Annotated in this window: 19 protein-coding genes and 4 tRNA genes; 14 read left to right on the forward strand and 9 right to left on the reverse strand. The window is 53.2% G+C overall.

What is annotated here, in order from left to right; all coding sequences use genetic code 11:
- Positions 1–6 precede the first annotated feature (6 nt).
- Genes HYS22_03085 through HYS22_03095 form a run of 3 tightly spaced genes read left to right on the forward strand, consistent with a single transcriptional unit; the run spans position 7 to position 2,193 of the window.
- A complete protein-coding gene (locus HYS22_03085; GenBank protein ID MBI1909136.1) occupies positions 7–501 on the forward strand; it encodes an SUF system NifU family Fe-S cluster assembly protein in 495 nt (164 codons plus the stop codon).
- Complete coding sequence (locus HYS22_03090) at positions 479–808, forward strand: SUF system Fe-S cluster assembly protein (GenBank protein MBI1909137.1); 330 nt, start codon at positions 479–481, stop codon at positions 806–808. Before HYS22_03085 ends, HYS22_03090 begins: the two co-directional genes overlap by 23 nt.
- Before the next feature lie 41 nt (positions 809–849).
- Positions 850–2,193 (forward strand): M20/M25/M40 family metallo-hydrolase, encoded by a 1,344-nt coding sequence (locus tag HYS22_03095; GenBank protein MBI1909138.1) that lies wholly within the window; start codon positions 850–852, stop codon positions 2,191–2,193.
- On the opposite strand, the gene HYS22_03100 is transcribed toward HYS22_03095, so the two are convergent.
- On the reverse strand, positions 2,180–3,091 hold the full coding sequence (locus HYS22_03100; protein MBI1909139.1) for a homoserine kinase: 912 nt from the start codon (positions 3,089–3,091) through the stop codon (positions 2,180–2,182). The genes HYS22_03095 and HYS22_03100 overlap by 14 nt on opposite strands.
- Positions 3,092–3,111: 20 nt before the next feature.
- Entirely contained in the window at positions 3,112–5,232 is a 2,121-nt protein-coding gene (locus HYS22_03105; GenBank protein ID MBI1909140.1) for an MMPL family transporter, read from the reverse strand.
- Between the two features lie 134 nt (positions 5,233–5,366).
- On the opposite strand from HYS22_03105, the gene HYS22_03110 reads away from it, so the two are divergent.
- Both HYS22_03110 and HYS22_03115 read left to right on the forward strand, forming a co-directional pair.
- Positions 5,367–6,188: a hypothetical protein gene (locus tag HYS22_03110; protein ID MBI1909141.1), complete on the forward strand. Its 822-nt coding sequence runs from the start codon at positions 5,367–5,369 to the stop codon at positions 6,186–6,188.
- Positions 6,185–7,351, forward strand: coding sequence for an aminotransferase class V-fold PLP-dependent enzyme (locus HYS22_03115; protein ID MBI1909142.1), 1,167 nt, complete (start codon positions 6,185–6,187; stop codon positions 7,349–7,351). Before HYS22_03110 ends, HYS22_03115 begins: the two co-directional genes overlap by 4 nt.
- On the opposite strand, the gene HYS22_03120 is transcribed toward HYS22_03115, so the two are convergent.
- Complete coding sequence (locus HYS22_03120; protein MBI1909143.1) at positions 7,322–7,633, reverse strand: MGMT family protein; 312 nt, start codon at positions 7,631–7,633, stop codon at positions 7,322–7,324. The genes HYS22_03115 and HYS22_03120 overlap by 30 nt on opposite strands.
- Before the next feature lie 152 nt (positions 7,634–7,785).
- On the opposite strand from HYS22_03120, the gene HYS22_03125 reads away from it, so the two are divergent.
- Genes HYS22_03125 through HYS22_03135 form a run of 3 tightly spaced genes read left to right on the forward strand, consistent with a single transcriptional unit; the run spans position 7,786 to position 11,220 of the window.
- Complete coding sequence (locus tag HYS22_03125; protein MBI1909144.1) at positions 7,786–8,205, forward strand: hypothetical protein; 420 nt, start codon at positions 7,786–7,788, stop codon at positions 8,203–8,205.
- 8 nt (positions 8,206–8,213) lie between these two features.
- Positions 8,214–8,858, forward strand: coding sequence for a hypothetical protein (locus tag HYS22_03130; GenBank protein ID MBI1909145.1), 645 nt, complete (start codon positions 8,214–8,216; stop codon positions 8,856–8,858).
- The gene (locus HYS22_03135) at positions 8,818–11,220 is read left to right on the forward strand and encodes a DNA internalization-related competence protein ComEC/Rec2 (protein MBI1909146.1); all 2,403 of its coding nucleotides are present in this window, start codon (positions 8,818–8,820) and stop codon (positions 11,218–11,220) included. Before HYS22_03130 ends, HYS22_03135 begins: the two co-directional genes overlap by 41 nt.
- An 8-nt stretch (positions 11,221–11,228) precedes the next feature.
- Here the strand turns inward: HYS22_03135 and HYS22_03140 are convergent.
- A tRNA-Val gene (locus tag HYS22_03140) sits at positions 11,229–11,313 on the reverse strand.
- A 60-nt stretch (positions 11,314–11,373) separates the two neighbouring features.
- Here HYS22_03140 and HYS22_03145 point away from each other — a divergent pair.
- The 4 genes from HYS22_03145 (at position 11,374) to HYS22_03160 (ending at position 12,549) form a co-directional block, all read left to right on the forward strand.
- Positions 11,374–11,574, forward strand: coding sequence for a type II toxin-antitoxin system HicA family toxin (locus HYS22_03145; GenBank protein MBI1909147.1), 201 nt, complete (start codon positions 11,374–11,376; stop codon positions 11,572–11,574).
- The gene (locus HYS22_03150) at positions 11,571–11,786 is read left to right on the forward strand and encodes a type II toxin-antitoxin system HicB family antitoxin (GenBank protein ID MBI1909148.1); all 216 of its coding nucleotides are present in this window, start codon (positions 11,571–11,573) and stop codon (positions 11,784–11,786) included. Before HYS22_03145 ends, HYS22_03150 begins: the two co-directional genes overlap by 4 nt.
- Before the next feature lie 120 nt (positions 11,787–11,906).
- Positions 11,907–12,095: a type II toxin-antitoxin system HicA family toxin gene (locus HYS22_03155; protein ID MBI1909149.1), complete on the forward strand. Its 189-nt coding sequence runs from the start codon at positions 11,907–11,909 to the stop codon at positions 12,093–12,095.
- A gap of 13 nt (positions 12,096–12,108) precedes the next feature.
- Positions 12,109–12,549: a type II toxin-antitoxin system HicB family antitoxin gene (locus tag HYS22_03160; protein MBI1909150.1), complete on the forward strand. Its 441-nt coding sequence runs from the start codon at positions 12,109–12,111 to the stop codon at positions 12,547–12,549.
- 187 nt (positions 12,550–12,736) lie between these two features.
- Here the strand turns inward: HYS22_03160 and HYS22_03165 are convergent.
- From HYS22_03165 to tig, 5 genes are all read right to left on the reverse strand, one after another.
- Positions 12,737–12,808: transfer RNA gene (locus HYS22_03165), tRNA-Val, on the reverse strand.
- A 5-nt stretch (positions 12,809–12,813) separates the two neighbouring features.
- Positions 12,814–15,336 (reverse strand): endopeptidase La, encoded by a 2,523-nt coding sequence (gene lon, locus HYS22_03170; GenBank protein ID MBI1909151.1) that lies wholly within the window; start codon positions 15,334–15,336, stop codon positions 12,814–12,816.
- Positions 15,337–15,355: 19 nt separating this feature from the next.
- On the reverse strand, positions 15,356–16,609 hold the full coding sequence (gene clpX / locus HYS22_03175; protein MBI1909152.1) for an ATP-dependent Clp protease ATP-binding subunit ClpX: 1,254 nt from the start codon (positions 16,607–16,609) through the stop codon (positions 15,356–15,358).
- Between the two features lie 9 nt (positions 16,610–16,618).
- Positions 16,619–17,266 (reverse strand): ATP-dependent Clp endopeptidase proteolytic subunit ClpP, encoded by a 648-nt coding sequence (gene clpP / locus HYS22_03180; GenBank protein MBI1909153.1) that lies wholly within the window; start codon positions 17,264–17,266, stop codon positions 16,619–16,621.
- 50 nt (positions 17,267–17,316) lie between these two features.
- Positions 17,317–18,612, reverse strand: coding sequence for a trigger factor (gene tig / locus HYS22_03185; protein MBI1909154.1), 1,296 nt, complete (start codon positions 18,610–18,612; stop codon positions 17,317–17,319).
- Between the two features lie 102 nt (positions 18,613–18,714).
- Here tig and HYS22_03190 point away from each other — a divergent pair.
- Together HYS22_03190 and HYS22_03195 are read left to right on the forward strand one after the other, a co-directional pair.
- Positions 18,715–18,787 (forward strand) — tRNA-Arg (locus HYS22_03190).
- Between the two features lie 12 nt (positions 18,788–18,799).
- Positions 18,800–18,872 (forward strand) — tRNA-Lys (locus HYS22_03195).
- Positions 18,873–18,876 lie beyond the last annotated feature (4 nt).

Here is an 18,876-nt window from a genome sequence, read left to right on the forward strand (position 1 = left end):
AACGAAATGAACGAGTTGGCCGATCTTTATCAGGAAGTCATCCTGGACCACAACAAGAAGCCCCGTAATTGCCACAAACTCCCCAAGGCCAACCACCATGCCGAGGGGTACAACCCGCTCTGCGGCGATCACCTCAATATCTATCTGCAAATGGATGGCGACCTGATCCGTGACATCAGTTTTGAAGGGGCCGGTTGCGCCATCTCCAAGGCCTCTGCCTCTCTGATGACCGACTCCCTCAAAGGAAAGACAAAGGAAAAGGCCGAACTCCTCTTTGAATATTTCCACAAAATGGTCACTGGTAAGGGGTGGTTCACCCCAGAAGAGGTTTCGAAAAAATTGGGGAAGCTGGCCGTTTTCTCCGGGGTGAGGGAATTTCCCGCACGGGTGAAATGTGCCAGTCTGGCCTGGCACACCTTTAAAGCGGCGCTGGATAACAAGAAGGACCTTGTCTCAACTGAGAATGAGGGGACAAACGATGGACTTGAACCCTCTCACTAACCCTGACGACATCCGGGAAAATATCATCGAGGTCCTGAAGACCTGTTTCGATCCGGAGATCCCGGTCAATATTTATGAACTGGGACTGATCTACAATATCGATGTCGCCCCCGCAGGAGAAGTGGTCCTGGAGATGACACTCACCTCTCCGGCCTGTCCTGTCGCCGGTTCCCTCCCTCCCGAGGTGGAGACAAAAATAAAATCGGTTCCCGGGGTCACCACGGCCAAAGTCAACGTGGTCTGGGACCCTGCCTGGAAACCGGATATGATGTCCGAGGCGGCAAGACTCCAATTGGGGATGTTGTAAATCCTTTTGCCTTTCATCCAGAAAATTCTTAAAGAAGAAAGATGCAGGATGAGGCAAAGATCCGTCAGGAGGCCTTGGGCTATTTTCAGCAGTTGATCCGTCTCAAGACAATCAATCCCCCCGGCAACGAGGTCATCGCGACGGATTTTATTTCCTCAATCCTCAAAAAAGAAGGGATCGAACACCAAACGGTTGCCCCCGAACCGGGGCGGACCAGTCTTGTAGCGCGGCTCCCCGCCCCAAAAGGGTCCGAGGGCCCCCTGCTCCTGTCATCACACCTCGATGTCGTTCCGGTCGAAGAAGACAAATGGCAGGTCCCTCCTTTTGAGGGAAAGATAGCGGATGGGTATTTGTGGGGGCGCGGCACGATCGACATGAAACATATGGCGGTCTACAGCCTGATGACCCTGCTCCTCGTCAAACGTTTGGGGTTGAAATTAAACCGGGACCTGATCTGGGCCGCGGTCGCCGATGAAGAGGCCGGTTGCGACAAAGGCTCCCGTTACCTCGTTGAAGAACACCCCGACTTGATCCGTGCGGAATATGCCTTGAACGAAGTGGGGGGCTTCACTATCTATTCCGGCAAAAAACGATTTTATCCGATTCAAGTGGCGGAACGAGGCCTCGTTTGGTTCAAGATCAAGGCGCATGGAGAGGCGGGTCATGGTTCCGTCCCTTATGGAGATTCGGCGGTCGTCAAATTGGCCCAAGCGATCCAGAGACTGCATGAGCAGTTTCTTCCCCGTCACTCCCACCCGGTTGCCGAGGGTTTTATCCGAACGCTGGCAGGAGGACTCGCCCTGCCGGCCTCTCTCGTTCTCAAAATGATTGCTCGACCTTACGGCGACTGGCTCTTGAAAATCCTTCCGGACCGGAACACCGCCCGTTTTTTTGTCGCCACCCTCCACAACACTGCCGCCCCAACCATGTTGGAGGGAGGGCAAAAGGTGAACGTGATCCCTTCTGAAGTAGCCGTTGTCGTGGACGGCCGTATCCTCCCCGAGCAATCCCCGGAATCCTTTCTGACTGAAGTGAAAAACCGGATCGGACCGGGGTACACCCTTGAAATCCTCAAAACAACAGATGCCAACGAAACCCCGATATCGACCCCCCTCTTTCAAACACTGAAATCGGTGCTGGAGGAAAGAGATCCGGGGAGCATGGCAGTCCCCTACCTGATGACCGGTTTTACCGACGCGACCTATTATCAGAAACTGGGGATCAAGACCTATGGATTCGCGCCGATCCGACTTCCTGAAGGACTCGTCTTTACCAAACTGTTTCACAATCACAATGAGCGGATCCCGGTGGAAGGTTTTTACTGGGGGCTGGAAACGTTTTTTGAAGCGGTCCGACGATTCTGCGAGGCGTCTACAACAGCTTGACCTGCGCCCCCTTCTGATCCACCGGAAGGATGAATGTCCGACAACTGATCCCTTTCGCCTGAAAGGCGGAGGCCATCGCCGCTGCGATCTTCTGGTGACCTTCCGGGGCAAAGGCGGCAAGACTTGGCCCCGCGCCGCTCAAGGTAACCGCCGCCGCCCCATTTTTCAGGGCCGCCTCCGAGACCTCATGAAACCCGGGGATGAGCAGCTCTCGATACGGTTGGTGCCACCGATCTTTCATCGCCCACCGAAGTTGGTCAAAATCACCCGTCTCAAGCGCCTTGAGGACAAAAATGGAACCGCCCATATTGGCCACCGCATCCTTCAAAGAAACCTGTTTCGGCAAAACCTTCCTCGCCTCGACGGTGCTCAACTGAAGGGCTGGGAGGGCAATAACCACTTGTAATGGGGCGATGTCAAATTCAGCGAGGTGAATCGTTTTGCCGTCCCCACTGACGGCAACAAGACCTCCGAAAAGCGCCGCCGCCGCGTTGTCAGGGTGCCCTTCCTTCTCCGCGGCGATAGACAATAATTCTTCCGGACTGAGATTTGTTTCAAACAAGGCATTGGCGGCAACGAGGCCAGCCACGGTAGCCGCCGCGCTCGACCCCAAACCGGAAGAGAGAGGGATCTTGCTCGCGGCCTTGATCCGGAGGCCTCTGTTTTTCAGACCATCGCCGGCAACGATACTGATGGACTCAAGGATCAGATTCTTATTATCGCGAGGGAGGAGGTTGGCCCCTTCCCCTTCAACGGTGATTTCCACCTTCTGGTCCTGATCAGACAGTTCAACCTCAATCGTATTATGAAGAGACAGGGCAAGTCCCAGACAGTCAAACCCAGGACCGAGGTTTGCGGTACTCGCAGGAACAACCACCTGCACCTGTCGCGTCTTCATCCCCCTTCTAGTAACAACATTCAGAAGATTCGTCTAGCCCCTTTAAAGAGGAGCAGGAGAGAAGGAAATAAAATCAGATCGCCCGCCAGACCAAGGATAACGACGGCGATAATCACCGCCGCCAGGATCTGGTTGCCTCGAAAGACGGAAAGAAAAAGCGCTGAAAACCCAACAACCAGAACCAGCGCCGTCAACACCATCGGCAGACCGGCCTTGTGGATCGTCTCCTCCATCGCCGTGGCAAGCGATCCGGTGGCCTTCATCCCCCTCCGCAGGCGAAAACAATAATGAATCGTATTATCCGCCAGAAGACCCAAAGCGATCCCCGGGGCTAATAAAAGCCCTGAGCTGAATCCGTGGCCTGACCACCCGAGAACGCCAAAAACGACCGTCAGTGGGACCAGATTGGGGATCAGCGCCAAGAGCCAGAGACGAACGGAGCGAAGGGCTATGAGTAATTGCAGGCCGATCGCCGCCAGGGCGAGGAGGAACCCTGCCCCCATTTCGTCCAGCAACCGGTATTCCAGGTTTTTAAAAAGGAGGGGCCAGCCGGTCAACCGGACATGAAAAAGATCGGCCAGGTTTTTCTGGAACCCATAAAGGTCACTCGCCAGAGAGGGAAATTTCTCCGGCTGCATCATCCTGACCCGGGCCACAACCCTCAAGGTTCGCTCCTTGAGATTCAACCAGTCCGGGAAGAGGGTCCCCTTTTCTTCTTGCAACGGGAGGGAACCGAGGGTCCCTTGGTGATTCTGAGCGGCCGCTGTTAGAAAATCGAGCGGCGAGACCACGGCGGTCACCAACTCCCTCCCGGCAAGGAGGGATGAAAAATCACGGAGCCTTTCAATGAGCCGGGGATCACTCGGCTCAATCCCTTCCTTCAGCGTCAGAAGAAACGAAATGGTGGCCAACCCACCCCACTCCCGTTCGATCCGCTCCAATTCATGGGTGATCGGGTGATGGCGGCGGAAAAGGTTCGGAAAGTCGGGGGTCACCCGTACCCTCAAGACTCCAGGGAGGGCGGCCCCCATCAGGAATAAGGCACAAGCCACCACCCAGACCGGTCTTCGCGGCCTCAGGAACTCCTGTAGGCGCCGTGAAACCGCCGGCCTTTTTCTGAAATCGAACCGGAACAAAAGCCAAGGGAGGAACCCAAAGGAAACGAGATAGGCGACGGCGGTTCCGAGCATCCCGAGGGCCCCAAACTGGCGGATCTGGGAGACAGAACTGACCAGGAGTGCCGCAAAACCAGCGATCGTCGTCGAGGAGGTCCAAAAACAGGGGACCGCCAGTTCGGCGTAAAGCCGGCCCAAGGCCTCTTCCGGCAACATCCCTTCTTCCCGGGCGAGACTGTAGCCGAAAAAAAGATGGACATGGTCCAGGAGCCCCACAGCCAGAATTACAGGGATGATAATCAGGGCAAACTGGTTGAGCGCCGTTCCCCAGAGACCGGCCAATCCAAAGGTGGCGGTAATGCTCAAGAGACCGGCCAGAACAACCAGGAGCGCCCCCCTCCAAGAACGAAAGAAACAGGCCAGAAGTCCTGTGAGAAGGAGAAAAACAAGACCCCCGATAAAAATCGCCTCCCGGTGGGCCTCCCTGACGGCACGCGCCTGAAAAGGGAGCGCCCCGGCAAGGGCCATCCGCCAAGGGCCTTCCTGACGGTCAATCCAATCCTCCAAGAGCTGGAGAAGTTCCTGACCTTTCGCCGATTTCTCAAGGCCGCTCTCCAGGGATAAGACCAAGACGGTCCCCCGGCCATCTTTCTTCAAAAAATTCTTTCTCGCAAAAGGATGGGTCACCGCCTTGTCAGGCTCTTCCCTGAGTGGAGGGAGGTCAAACAGTGAAATAACCCTGGAGACACCGGGAATGAGAGACAATTCCTCCTTCCATTGGTCCGTCTTTCTCAAAAGTTCCCGAGGGGAAATGGTCCCTTCCCATTCAGACAACAGAAAAACCTCTTCCCCACCCCCAAAGAGGCTCTTCTCGTACTGCCGGGCGGACCAGGCCGGGTCCTCCGGCAGGAAACGATTCTCGAGATCCTTGTCAAACCGGAGGCGACCCAGGAAGATTGATGAGATGAGAAGAAAGACAGCGGAAAGGAAAAAAATTTGGCGTTGCCATTGACGGAGAAAAGGCATAGTCCCAGATACCATAAGGAGCCTTGAATGCAACGAATGAGACAATGGCTTAAAAGAGGAATGTTGCTGGCGCTCGTCGTCAGCGCCACCGGTTGTCCCTATTGTTAAAGAACCCTTAAGGGGTGGGAGGGATTATGAAGAGAAGACTCTCAACCGTTCTCCTGGCGTTTTTGATCCTCGGCCCCCTTGCCATTAACGGGGGATGCAGTAGTTCCAGCAGTACTTCGGATGACGGTTCCAGTGACGGCAGTGGGAATGGCGGTAGCGGGGGAAGCGGCAGCACCCAACCGACCCTGACCAGCGCCGATTTTCCGGACGTCTCCCCCTGTTCGGATCGGGACACCCTCCCTGCCGACACCACCTTTCTCTCCACCGTCACGAATGCCACGTCGGTGCTCCACATTCACAGGGTCTATAGTGATGACAACTCCATCCCGGTGATTTGCGGCCTGGAAGGGGCCTGGGATCCGACAGCCATTACGGGATCGAACGAACGGAGAGAGAACAACACGTTTGAGGAGAACCTCTCCTCCTATTTTTCAGGCGGTATGGCGCCGAACCAGGGAACATTCGCCATTTGCCGGTCAGGGTTCGGTTTTACCGGCAGTGACGTGAGTGGCGGTCTCCCCTCCGCCGGAACCTACCGGGGGGAGGCCTGTATTGAAAGCGGCGGAAACGCCTACCGCACAAGACTCCGGGTTACCGTTTCTGGCAATGATGCCGGCAAGAAGTTTTCGGAGATCGGGCTGATGAGTGAGGCGGACCTCACCGTCTATGATGCCAATAGCAAGGCCGTTTCCACCAAGACCGAGGCGAAATCTCTGGTCACCGGCAGTCCGGCGGAGTTTAGTTTCACTCTTCGCTCCGGAAACGGTGCCAACACCCATCTTAACGCCAAGGTGCAGGTCATCTGCATCAAAAAGCTCGCGACCGCCTGCCCTGCCGCAAGCAGTTGAAGAACCTTCGGCCTATCTACCTCGATCACCATGCCACAACCCCGGTCGACCCGCGGGTCTTCAGGGGGATGGAGCCTTACTTCTGCGAAAATTTCGGGAACGCCGCCTCCAAAAGTCATCTCTTCGGTTGGAAGGCGGAAGGGGCTGTGGAAAAGGCACGGGAACAGGTCGCTCAATCGATCCAATCCAGCACCAAAGAGATTGTCTGGACCAGCGGGGCAACCGAGGCCAACAATCTTGCCCTGATTGGCATTGCCACCGCTTATCAGACCAAGGGTGATCATCTGATCACCTGTTCTACAGAACACAGCTCTATTTTGGACCCCTGCCGTTACCTCCAAGAAAGGGGATTCAAGATCACTACCCTTCCGGTGAATCAGGAAGGGATGATTGACCTGGATGATCTCACAAAGGCTTTTACCAAGAAAACAATCCTTGTCTCCCTGATGGCCGCCAATAATGAGGTAGGCACCCTCCACCCCACCGTTGAAATCGGCAAAATAACCAGGAAACAGGGGGTTCTTCTCCATATCGATGCCGCTCAAGGGTGCGGGAAGATTCCTGTCACTGTTCAGTCGATGGGGGTCGATCTCCTTTCCCTATCAGCCCATAAGGTGTACGGGCCGAAGGGCGTAGGAGCCCTTTACCTGAGAAAAGGGGTGAGGCCCCTCCCTCTCTTCTATGGGGGTGGGCATGAAAGGGGCTTTCGTTCAGGGACACTGCCGGTCCCTTTGATTGTTGGGATGGGGGAGGCCTTCGAAATTGCGGGGAACGAAATGGAAACAGAAGCCAGGCGACTGAAGAGACTGCGGGATCAACTATTCCGAGGACTCACCCAAAGATTGGAGGGGGTTGTTCTAAACGGCCCCCCGACAACGGAGCGGCTCCCCGGAAATTTGAACGTCAGCTTTGAGGGAATTGACGCGGAGGCGTTGATGGCCGGCCTGCCGAACATTGCCGTCTCCTCCGGGGCCGCCTGCACCTCGGCCAAGGCGGAACCTTCCCACGTCCTGAGGGCGATGGGGCTTTCCTCTGAAAGGATTAAAGGTTCAGTCCGTTTTGGACTGGGGCGGTTCACAACGGAAGAGGAGATTGATCACGTCATCGAAAAGGTCGTCGAAAAAGTCCAGGAATTACGAAAAAAAAATCCCCTCTTGCCATAACAGGCGCTTCTTGAAGGCGATCCCTCGCGAATACCCCCCCAATTGGCCATCCGAACAGATCACCCGATGGCAAGGAACTTCCGGGGCATAAGGGTTTGCCCCACAGGCATTGGCCACCGCCCGGACCGCCTTCGGCCGGCTGATTTTTTGGGCAACCCATCGGTAAGAACGGGTCTCCCCCCTGGGAATGGCCAAAAGGGCCTCCCAAACCTCCTTCTGAAAAGGGGTCCCCACCCCCTCTCGAATCCTCTTCCTTGTCCCTTTCTTCCCGCCTATTCTCATTTTGAGGTTATCAATTTGATAAATTTCTCAGTTTGAGAAACAGTCCGGTTTATCGAAATAACAAATAAAACAATAATATCAAATACTTAAAAGAATCGCCTCCCCCGGCATCTTTGGCATACGAAATGCTTTTATGACAGGGTGAGGGTTTTATGTCCACTGGAAACAAGGAGGAATTAAAGGCGGTCCCTCTCACCCCCGCCGAATTGTCACCCAAGGGCGCTTCGCCCAAGGGTGTGTCACCCAATGGTGTGTCACCCAGGGGTGGTTCACCCAAGCTCCCCTCCCTGGATCAGCTTCAAAAAGGGCAACTGGTCAGTTTTGGCAACCGGGTCACCTACACCTTTATTGCCAGCGATGAGGTCGCCTCACTCCACTTTGACAAGACCCGAGGAGAGATTTTCTACAAGGGGCATAATATTCAAAATATGGAACTGGATAAAGACCAGATTGCCTTCCTCAAAAACTTTGAGAAAATTCTCTCCACCTCCGGACAAGGAAGAATATTTCAGAAAGAGTACAGCGACTCCCTTCAAAAAGTGCTCGCCTCGAAAGCCCCTCTTAGGGTATAGTTTTTCAGGTGAAGAACCGTCCCGTTGACAATTCACTCATTCGTCGTCCGGAGATCGAGTTTCCCAGACCGCCGGAACCCCAATATATCCCCGACAGCCGGTTGACCTTTGTTCGTGAAGGGCAGCGGTGGACCTTTAATCATGGAAGAGTCTACGTTGACGGTCACGATGTCGCCGCACTCATCGCGGATGAGAACGCAGGGATTTCTTATTGGATTGCTATCGCGGAAGGGCTTGCCGACTATAAAAGAAAAATTGGCACCTCTGCCAAGGAAGTGATCGGTTTTGCCAAGTTCTCTGCCCTGATCGATGCCCTGATTGAAAGGATCCTGGGCAAGATGAAGAAGGCCTACAATGAAAAAATCTTTGGCTTGAAATGGCAGCTCCAAGATGGTCAATTCATATTGAACGGGGTCAATATCCGTTCCTTTTTGGCGCTCTATCGCCTGAGGAAAACGGAAAAGGCCCGCAAGTTTCTGAAGGGGCTTCGAAACCGTCTGCTTTCCATAAAAAACGGGGCTCCTGGGAACACCGATTTTGACAAGGTGGAAGATGTCGTCGAGGATCTCATTGCAGAGATTGATAAACTCCTGGGAGAGCCGACCACTCCTGATGCCGACCCTGTCCCTGGCAACAGGGATCATCACGGCTGACGGCTTCGCCGTTTTTTTCTTCTTTGGCCTCCTCATCCTGATTGCCCTTGTCTTTCTTGCCATTCAACTGTCTCAGAAACTAAAACCTGTCGCTTTGATCCTCCTCTTTTTTGGACTCGGCGGGGTGATCGCCCTCTTCCGGTTTGATCCACCTCTCGATTCACAACTGGCCGAGATTATCCAGCGCTCAGAAAAGAACGTCTTTCAGGGAACCCTTCGTGAAATTCGTCCCTCACGTCTGCAAAGGACAAAGATGGAAGTCTCCCTCTTCCGTGTCAAACAGCAAGATCACTGGAAAGAACTCAAGGGGACCATCCAGCTTTCGGCAGAATCCAAGACATTGAGTGCCCTCCCTCCCTTCCTTCCGGGGGACACGATTATTTTTCAGGCCCGGCTCAAGGAACCCCATTCGTTCCACAATCCCGGAAGTTTTGACACCGCCCGGTTTCTCAGGAGAAAAGGGATCCAGGCGACAGGATTCCTCTCCGGTCCCGATCAAATCATGATTATGCAGAATGGTGCTTCAAAGAACCCCCTGACACAAACCATCGGGGAAACAAGGGCCAAGATCCAGGGCCTCATCGCGGAGTCGAGTCAAGGGGAGGCCGGCGCCCTCCTCAGGGCCCTTGTCATCGGTGACCAGTCCTCCCTTTCAAAAGAAACGGAAGAGATATTCCAGAGGCTCGGTCTCACCCACCTGCTTTCGATCTCCGGCGTTCATGTCGGCATGGTCGCGACAACCCTGTTTTTCATCGGGCTCTTTTTGCTCCGACGCTCCTACCGACTCACACTCCAGCTCCCGACAAAAAAGATGGCCGCGGGCCTTAGCTTCCTGCCGGTCCTTTTTTATGTCCTCTTGGCCGGCTCTCCCCCCTCGGCCTCCCGAGCCGGAATCATGGTGGGGCTTTATCTGTTGAGTCTTCTGATATCCAAAGAGCAGGAGCCGTGGAATACCTTATCCGCCGCCGCTCTTCTGTTGCTCGCCTGGGACCCGGAGCTCCTCTTTGAGCGTTCCTTCCAGCTTTCTTTTCTGGCGATGATCGGCCTGACATTTGTCCTGACCACCGAATCTCTGTCAAAAAGAAACCGTTTCCTGAAATACCTGCTGATCTCCCTCGCCACTCTTCTGATGACCGCCCCCCTGGCCAGCGGTTTCTCAAAAACATTCTCTTTGGCGGGACTCCTTTGTAATTTCTGGGCCATTCCTTTTGTCGGTTTTGGAATCCTGCCACCCGCCCTTCTGGGCGCCTTCCTCGGCCTCCCCTTTCCAGGAGCCGGGCTTCCCCTCCTGCAAATCAGCGGTAAGATCTCAGAGATCTTCCTGAAAACACTCAGTCTGGTTTCCCCTGGGATGAAATCCCTCGTCTGGCCTGTCTCTCTGACCAATACCGAACTCTGCCTCTTCTATCTTTTTCTTTTTTTACTGGGCTGGGGGCTGATTGAGAGGAAACGGCTCTGGCCGGCCAGCATCTCTTTTTTGATTTTTATTTCATTCGTTCTTCACCCTTTCTCCGCTTCCTATTTTCAAAAAGATTTAAGGCTCACGTTTTTGGATGTCGGTGAAGGAGACGCCACCCTTGTTGAATTCCCTCATGGGAAGAAGTGGCTTGTTGATGCGGGGGGGTATATTATCCCGCCCGATTCCCCCGAAAAACAACCCTTTGACATGGGAGAAAATGTTCTGCTCCCTTACCTCCTCCAGCAGAAGATCTATCATCTGGACAAAATCATCCTTTCCCACCCCCATCCAGACCACTACGGCGGCATGGCAGCTATTGTTAAGACTCTTCCCGTCGGGGAGGTCTGGATGACTGAGGCGACCTTCCCCCATTTTACCTTTGCCACCCTCATGGAGGAAATTCGCCAAAAAGGGATTCCGGTCCGTCAGGTCGCGAGCCTTCAAAAGCCGTTCACCGAAGAAGGGGTCCGGGTGGAGATCGTCTACCCTTCTTTTATCGACCGACACCGGTCGATCAACGACAACTCACTGGTTTTCAAGCTGACCTTTGGTGAGGTTTCTTTTCTGCTCACCGGAGATATTGAGAAAAAAGGGGAGGCGTTTCTGGCGGCACAAGGGCGATTCGCCCAAGGGTGGTTCACCCAAGGGAATAAAATTCAAAGTACCATCCTCAAGGTCCCCCATCACGGGAGCAACAGCTCCAGTTCTGTTCCTTTTCTGGAGCTTGTGAAACCTCAATTGGCCGTCATCAGCGTCGGCTGGAAGAACCCGTTTCATTTTCCAAGACCAGAGGTCCTGGAAAGGTATAGGGAGAGAGGAATACCTGTTTATCGAACGGATAAAAACGGTGCTGTTATCGTGGAAACAGACGGGAAGACGACTCGTATCAAGAAGGAGATCTGAACAATATGTGGGCAGTGTAGGGATCGAACCTACGACCCCCTCGGTGTAAACGAGGTGACCGTGGCGACGGACGGAGAACTGTTTGAGATCAAAAGGGAGCACTGATAAGAGGTCTTGCTCAAATTTATTGATATAGTTATAAGTGGATGGATTATGAAGGTTCGTGATATAATAAGATTGATTGAATCAGACGGGTGGTATTTGATAGCAACGAAAGGAAGTCATCAGCAATATAAACACCCTGCTAAGTCAGGAAGGGTTACTATTGCGGGGCATTCTCAAAATGCCAATTTAGCTCCAGGGACTCTGAACAGTATTTTGAAACAAGCGCAATTGAAGGAGGCAAAAAAATGAACCGTTTTCTAGTGATTATTGAAAAAACAAAAAATGCCTATTCAGCCTATTCGCCGGATTTGGCTGGTTGTGTCGCAACAGGCTCAACGCGAGAAGAGGTTGAGAAAAATATTCATGAAGCCATTGAAATGCACGTTAAAGGCTTGAAAGAGGACAACGAACCGATTCCTGAATCTTTAGCGTTTGCTGAATATATTGCCGTAGCTGTTTGATTTAGAATTAATCTTCTTTCTCAACGCCGCTTTGCGGCTGTCTTATATGGGCAGGTAGGTCTCGCCAGGCAAAAATATTTTTAATTGACATCGTACATATATAAATGTACACTCTCATTTGTGAAAAAGAGGGACCTGGAAGCAGAGTTGATACGTCTCGGTTGGTGGTTATTGCGGCAAGGGGGCAACCATGAGATTTGGACAAACGGTGAGCATACGGTACCGGTGCCTCGCCACAAAGAAATTAACGAATTCACTGCGAGGGGTATTCTTAGAAAAGCGGAGAAAAACACGGTGATAAAAAAATAACAGGAGGTACATTATGTGTGTCAAATTCGAAGGAAAATTGTTAAAGGAGGGAAAGTATTGGGCGGTTTGTGTTCCGGCCCTGGATGTTTATACGCAGGGAAAATCTAAAAAGGATGCCTTGGCAATGATTCGGGAGGCCGTTGAATTATTGGTGGATCGAAAAAAAATCGCCGTTACTGTCAACCCACTCCCTGATAATCAGTTTGTGTTGCGAGCAAAAGAGGCTGACGATGACAAATATCTGATCGCCCTGATGCTTAAAAACCAGCGGGCGAAACATGGATTGAGCCTTCAAGAAGTGGCCGACCGTCTCGGTGTTTCAAAAAATGCCTACGCGCAATATGAACAGACACGCGCCGTTCCCAGCATTACTAAAATGGAAGAGTTTATCCATGCCATGAGCCACAATGTCCATGTGGTGTTGGATGTGCTGGATGAGGCAAGGGTGGCTTGAGTTATTTCTTCCCATAAATACTTTGGGCACAATGTTTATGGGCAGTGTAGGGATCGCCCTTCGCCTAAAGGCATTGTAAACGACGGCTCAGGGCGTCGGCGGCTCACTGCCGCTCGCCGGAATTGGCTCGCTATCGTCCACTGGACGCGTTCGCTGCCGTTCGATCCCCTATCTTGAAAACAATATGTGGGCAGTGTAGGGATCGAACCTACGGCCCCCTCGGTGTAAACGAGGTGCTCTACCGCTGAGCTAACTGCCCAAGCATTACATTACGAGTCCACGAGTGGAAGGCTTGCCGCCGGGAGCTGATGAGGTCGGCGGGGCTACAGGGAAGTCGTCAGGATGGGTGAGATCCGACTCCTTTTTCTTGAAGAGGGAATCCGGGTCCTTGAGAACGAGCGCCTGTTTCAGGACCTCATCCATATGTTCGACCGGGATGATCTTGAGGTCCTTCAAAATATTCTTGGGGATCTCCTTCAGATCTTTTTCGTTCTCCTTCGGGATGATGATCGTCTTGATCCCGCCACGATGGGCCGCCAGGGCTTTCTCCTTCAAGCCGCCAATAGGCAGGACACGGCCGCGCAAGGTCACTTCCCCGGTCATCGCAATATCCTTCCGGACAGGAATCTTGAGCAGGGCCGAGGTGAGTGTAGTCGCCATCGTAATGCCGGCGGAAGGGCCATCCTTCGGGACCGCCCCCTCCGGCACATGAACGTGAATATCCACCCGTTGATAGAAATTGCGGGAAAGTCCCATCTGTTCTGCACGAGAACGGACGTAAGAAAGGGCCGCCTGCGCCGATTCCTGCATCACCTCCCCCAATTTTCCGGTCACCGTCAATTTCCCTTTGCCCGGCATGACAGTGACTTCCGTGGTCAGAAGCTCCCCGCCAAACTCTGTCCAGGCGAGACCGGTCGTTAGACCGACCTGATCGGCCTCCTCCATGACCCCGTAACGGAACTTGTAAACCCCCAGGTATTTCTCCAGGGAAGAACCGGTGGCGCGGACATGAAGATCCCTCCCCTTCTCGGCCACCTCTTTCGCCACCTTTCGTGTGACGGTGGCAATTTCACGCTCCAGGTTGCGGACACCCGCCTCCTTGGTATACCGCTGGATAATCCCCTTGATCGCCGATTCCGCAACCTCCAGATTCTTTTCCGTCAGGCCATGCGCCTCACGTTGCTTCTTGATCAGGTATTTCTTGGCGATATGGATCTTTTCCTGCTCCGTATAGCCGGGGATCCGGATAATTTCCATCCGATCCTGGAGGGGGGGAGGAATCGCGTGCAGGGTGTTGGCCGTGGTGATGAACATCACATGGGTCAGGTCGTAATCCAGATCCAGATAATGGTCCTGGAAGGTATTGTTTTGTTCAGGATCCAACACCTCCAGCAGGGCGGCTGATGGGTCGCCACGGAAATCCATGCTCATCTTGTCGACTTCATCGAGGAGGAAAACCGGATTGCTGGAACCGGCCTTTTTGATGCTTTGGATAATCTTTCCGGGCAGGGCCCCAATGTAGGTCCTGCGGTGTCCACGGATCTCCGCTTCATCACGAACCCCGCCCAAGGAACAACGGACAAACTTCCGCCCTGTCGATCGGGCGATCGAACGGGCTAGCGACGTCTTCCCAACCCCCGGAGGCCCGACAAAACAGAGGATCGGTCCCTTCATCTTGTCCACAAGACTCCGGACGGCAAGGTACTCCAGGATCCTCTCTTTCACCTGCTTCAAACCGTAATGATCTTCCTCCAGGATCCGTTCCGCTTCCTTGAGATCAAGCTTGTCTTCGGTCATCTCATACCAGGGCAGACCCAGGATCCAATCGATATAGTTCCGCACGACTGTCGCCTCGGCACTCATGGGACTCATCAGTTTCAGTTTCTTGAACTCTTTTTTGACCTTTTTGGTCGCCTCGGCACTCATTTTTTTATTCTTGATCTTTTCTTCCAACTCCTGGAGCTCACTACGAAACTCGTCCCTTTCTCCCAGCTCGCGCTGGATCGCCTGCATCTGTTCGTTCAGGTAGTATTCCTTCTGCGTCTTTTCCATCTGCTTCTTGACGCGGGTCCGGATTTTCCTTTCCACCTGAAGGATTTCAATCTCGGACTGGATCTGCTTGTAGAGCCGCTCCAGACGTTCGGCAGGGTTTTCAATCTCCATGATTTTCTGCTTATCGGGCAATTTCAGCTGGAGATGGGCCACAATCGTGTCGGCCAGGCGCGAAGGATCATCAATCGTCATCACCGAGGAGAGCATCTCCGGCGGGATCCTCTTATTCAGCTTGACGTAGGTCTCAAAGGCCGTCTTGATACTCCGCATGAGCGCCTCGGTCTCAACCGTCACCTCACGGTTTTCATAGACCTCTTCCACCTCGACCAGAAAAAAGTTGTTGTTCGGGACAAATCGCCTGATCCGGGCGCGTCTTTTTCCCTCAATCAGGACCTTCACCGTTCCATCCGGCAGACGAAGGAGCTGAATGATCGTCCCCAAGGTCCCGACCTTGTAAATATCCTCATCTTTCGGATCATTGGTCTTGGCGTTCACCTGGGCCGCCAGGAGAACATCCTTCTCCTTGCTCATCGCCTCTTCCAGGGCATTGATCGACTTTTCACGCCCGACAAAGAGGGGGACCACCATATGCGGGAAGACGATGATATCCCGAAGGGGAAGCAAAGGGACAAGGTAGTTGTTGGCACTCACCTTTTCCGGCACCTTGGGTGACTCACCCTTGGGTGAATCACCCTTTTTTGGGTCTTTCGGGCCCTCAGGATTATCTCCGAACATGGGCTCTCCTTTTTATAATTTAAGCCGACTCCGCCTTCTTTTCGTAGACGACCAGCGGCTCCTGCTTCTTCAGGATCACTTCCTCGTTGATCACCACTTCCTTGATATTGTTCTTTGAGGGGATGTCATACATGATATCTAACATAATCGTCTCCAGGATGGCGCGCAAGCCCCTGGCCCCACTTTTTCTTTTCATCGCCTCGCGGGCGATGGCGGTCAAGGCCGCCGGGGTGAATTTGAGCTTGACCCGCTCGAATTCGAAGAGTCTTTGATACTGCTTGATCAGGGCATTTCTCGGTTTTGTCAGGATCTCGATTAAGGCCGATTCATCCAGCTCGGAAAGGGTCGCAATGACCGGAAGACGCCCGATGAATTCCGGGATGAGACCAAACCGGAGCAGATCCTCCGTCTGGACATCCCCCAGAAGTTCACCCACATTCCGATTCTTTTTGCTCTGGGGGTCGGAACCAAATCCCATCTTGTTGGAACCGGCCCTCTTGGCGATCAGGTCATCCAGACCGACAAAGGCACCGCCGCAGATAAAAAGGATGTTCGTCGTGTCAATCGGGATGAATTCCTGCTGGGGGTGTTTGCGCCCCCCCTTGGGCGGAACATTAGCCACCGTTCCTTCGATGATCTTCAGGAGCGCCTGCTGGACCCCTTCCCCGGAGACGTCACGAGTGATGGAAGGAGAGTCTGATTTTCGCGAGATCTTGTCAATCTCGTCAATGTAGACGATTCCTCTTTCACACTTGGCCTTGTCGTAATCGGCCGCCTGGAGGAGATTCAAGATGATGTTCTCGACATCCTCACCGACATAACCGGCCTCCGTCAGCGTCGTTGCATCGGCAATCGTAAAAGGGACATTCAGAATTTTGGCCAGCGTCTGGGCCAGGAGGGTCTTGCCGGAACCGGTCGGTCCAATCAGGAGGATATTGCTTTTCTGAAGCTCCACATCGCCGGGGGCAAATGATTTTGACTCGATTCTCTTATAATGATTGTGAACCGCCACGGAAAGGACCTTTTTCGCCCTCTCTTGACCGATCACATACTCATCCAGGACTTTTTTGATTTCAACCGGTTTGGGAACGGTGGAACGGGAAACCATCTGGGTCGCCCGAGCGTTCTCTTCGGCGATGATGTCATTGCAAAGGTCAATGCATTCATCACAAATATAGACCGTCGGCCCGGCAATCAGTTTGCGAACCTCTTTCTGGGATTTTCCACAGAAAGAGCAGGAAAGACTGGATGGATCGTCAAACCCTCTCGCCATAAGTTGATTTTAACCTTTCTGGGCCTTCGGAACAATCTCCATCTTCTTGCCCCCTTTGTCCCGGAAGGTCACCACTTCATCGATAATCCCGTACTCTTTGGCCTCGGCGCCGCTCATAAAAAAGTCGCGGTCGGTATCGGACTGTATCTTTTTTAACGGCTGCTTCGTGTGTTTCGCAAGAACGCTGTTCAACTCCTCTCGGAGACGCAGAATTTCACGAGCCTGGATATCAATATCAGCCGCCTGCCCTTGAAAGCCACCCAACGGCTGATGGATCAGGATTCTCGCGTGCGGAAGGGAAAACCGCTTGCCAACGGTGCCGCAGGCAAGAAGCAACGCCCCCATGGAGGCCGCCTGCCCCATGCAGATGGTCGAGACATCCGGCTTGATGTATTGAATAGTGTCGTAAATGGCCAACCCTGAAGTCACCGAACCGCCCGGTGAGTTGATATAAAGGTGGATCTCTTTATCCGGATCCTCTGATTCCAAAAAGAGGAGTTGGGCAATGATCAGATTGGAAACTTCGTCGTTGATGGGGGAACCGATAAAGATGATCCGGTCTTTGAGAAGGCGCGAGTAGATGTCATAGGCCCGTTCCCCCCGATTCGTCTGCTCAACCACCATCGGGATCAGATTGGCCTGCGGAGGAATGATCATTAAAAGAGTGGAACCTCCCTTTTGTGACGTGACGCGTTGAAAACTGACAACTAACTCCTCATTTTGATTTTAGCTGTACCTAGAACAAAATCAAGGGTTTTTTCAGCACGGAGTGATTCTTCGAGGGGGGTGATCAGGCCTCTCCCCTCATACATCTTCCGTAAGCTCTCTGGGGACTGCTTGACCGCCGGGGCCATCTCCTCAAACTTTTTCTGGATCTCGTCAGAACTTACAGAAATATTTTCTTTCTTGGCCACCGCCTCAAAGAGCAAAAGGGTTTGAACCCTTTTGATCGCCACATCCCTGTTCTTGGCGAAGAACTCTTCCAGCGTCACTCCAGATTTTTCCTGAGGGATCCCCTGGTTCTGGAGATAGTTCAAGAAACTCCGCCACATCGCCTCCAGCTCGCCATGGATCATCCCCTCCGGAACCAGGAACTGGTTCTTTTCCAGGAGTTTTTCGACAATTTGTTCCTTGAGCTGGGCCCGCCCGTGATGTTCCTTCTCTTTCTGGACATCACTTTGAATCCTTGTTTTTATCTCTTCCAAAGTTTGAAACGGGCCCAAGTCCTTGGCAAACTCATCATTTGGTTCCGGCAAAATCTTTTCCTTGAGGTCACCCAGGGTGACTTCGTAGATCACCTCCTGACCTGCCAAGGTTTTTTCCGGAAAGTCGGCGGGAAGTTTCAGTCTGATCTTTCGGGTCTCCCCCTTATCAAAGGTCAACAGTTCCTTTTCAAAGTCGGCCAGCAGATATCCTTTCCCCAGTTCCGCCACATAGTCCTTGACGATACCATTGGTAAAATTTCGCTCTCCGGCAAAACCGGCATAGTGGATGGTGACGACATCACCGGCCTTTGGTTTTCTCGAATCGGACACAGGGACCAGCCGGGCCGCCCGTTCCCTTAAGAATTCGAGTCTCTCCTGGACCTCTTTCTCCTCCACTCCTAACTTGTCTTGTGTCAGTTTGAGACCGTCATACCCCCGAACCTCAATCTCCGGCCGGACTTCAAAAGTGGCCAGATAGTGAAGCCCCTTCTCACCCCCAAACTCATTCACCTGGATTTCTGGCGGGGAAACCGGAAGAAGACCCGCCTCAGTCAGCGCCTCGGGATAGCTCTTGTTCACCAGTTCCCGGAGCGCCCCCTCTTCGGCATCCGGTTTGTAATACTGCTCCAGAACTGATTGGGGGACCTTTCCCGGACGGAACCCCTTGATATGCGCCTTTTGCTGGATCTTCTGGTAGGCCTGATTCAGCGCCGAGGTAACCTCTTCCGTCGGGAGGGAGACCTCCATTTTTTTCTTGATCGGGCTAAGATCCTCTATTTTCTTGACTGTCACCGCCATAAGTTTGGGGATTTATATCGGAGTAAAACGCCGAAAGTCAATCGGAACAAAAGAAAACTCTAGACAGTCCGGCCCCAAAATTATAGATGGGTTGGCCTTCGTGCGCCTGTAGCTCAGTGGATAGAGCACCTGGCTTCGAACCAGGGGGTCGCGGGTTCAAATCCTGCCAGGCGCGTTTGATAAAGTTGGGCCGTTAGCTCAGTTGGTAGAGCAGATGACTCTTAATCATCGGGTCGCAGGTTCGATCCCTGCACGGCCCACAGT

The organism is Deltaproteobacteria bacterium, from assembly GCA_016177765.1.
Taxonomy (GTDB): Bacteria; UBA10199; UBA10199; order JACPAL01; family JACOUP01; genus JACOUP01.

Bases quoted from the DNA above. Each gene is read 5' to 3' on its own strand.
- HYS22_03085 (MBI1909136.1), top strand. From the start codon at position 7: ATGAACGAGTTGGCCGATCTTTATCAGGAAGTCATCCTGGACCACAAC.
- HYS22_03090 (MBI1909137.1), top strand. From the start codon at position 479: ATGGACTTGAACCCTCTCACTAACCCTGACGACATCCGGGAAAATATC.
- HYS22_03095 (MBI1909138.1), top strand. From the start codon at position 850: ATGCAGGATGAGGCAAAGATCCGTCAGGAGGCCTTGGGCTATTTTCAG.
- HYS22_03100 (MBI1909139.1), bottom strand. From the start codon at position 3,091: ATGAAGACGCGACAGGTGCAGGTGGTTGTTCCTGCGAGTACCGCAAAC.
- HYS22_03105 (MBI1909140.1), bottom strand. From the start codon at position 5,232: ATGCCTTTTCTCCGTCAATGGCAACGCCAAATTTTTTTCCTTTCCGCT.
- HYS22_03110 (MBI1909141.1), top strand. From the start codon at position 5,367: ATGAAGAGAAGACTCTCAACCGTTCTCCTGGCGTTTTTGATCCTCGGC.
- HYS22_03120 (MBI1909143.1), bottom strand. From the start codon at position 7,633: ATGAGAATAGGCGGGAAGAAAGGGACAAGGAAGAGGATTCGAGAGGGG.
- HYS22_03125 (MBI1909144.1), top strand. From the start codon at position 7,786: ATGTCCACTGGAAACAAGGAGGAATTAAAGGCGGTCCCTCTCACCCCC.
- HYS22_03135 (MBI1909146.1), top strand. From the start codon at position 8,818: ATGCCGACCCTGTCCCTGGCAACAGGGATCATCACGGCTGACGGCTTC.
- HYS22_03145 (MBI1909147.1), top strand. From the start codon at position 11,374: ATGAAGGTTCGTGATATAATAAGATTGATTGAATCAGACGGGTGGTAT.
- HYS22_03150 (MBI1909148.1), top strand. From the start codon at position 11,571: ATGAACCGTTTTCTAGTGATTATTGAAAAAACAAAAAATGCCTATTCA.
- HYS22_03160 (MBI1909150.1), top strand. From the start codon at position 12,109: ATGTGTGTCAAATTCGAAGGAAAATTGTTAAAGGAGGGAAAGTATTGG.
- lon (MBI1909151.1), bottom strand. From the start codon at position 15,336: ATGTTCGGAGATAATCCTGAGGGCCCGAAAGACCCAAAAAAGGGTGAT.
- clpX (MBI1909152.1), bottom strand. From the start codon at position 16,609: ATGGCGAGAGGGTTTGACGATCCATCCAGTCTTTCCTGCTCTTTCTGT.
- clpP (MBI1909153.1), bottom strand. From the start codon at position 17,266: ATGATCATTCCTCCGCAGGCCAATCTGATCCCGATGGTGGTTGAGCAG.
- tig (MBI1909154.1), bottom strand. From the start codon at position 18,612: ATGGCGGTGACAGTCAAGAAAATAGAGGATCTTAGCCCGATCAAGAAA.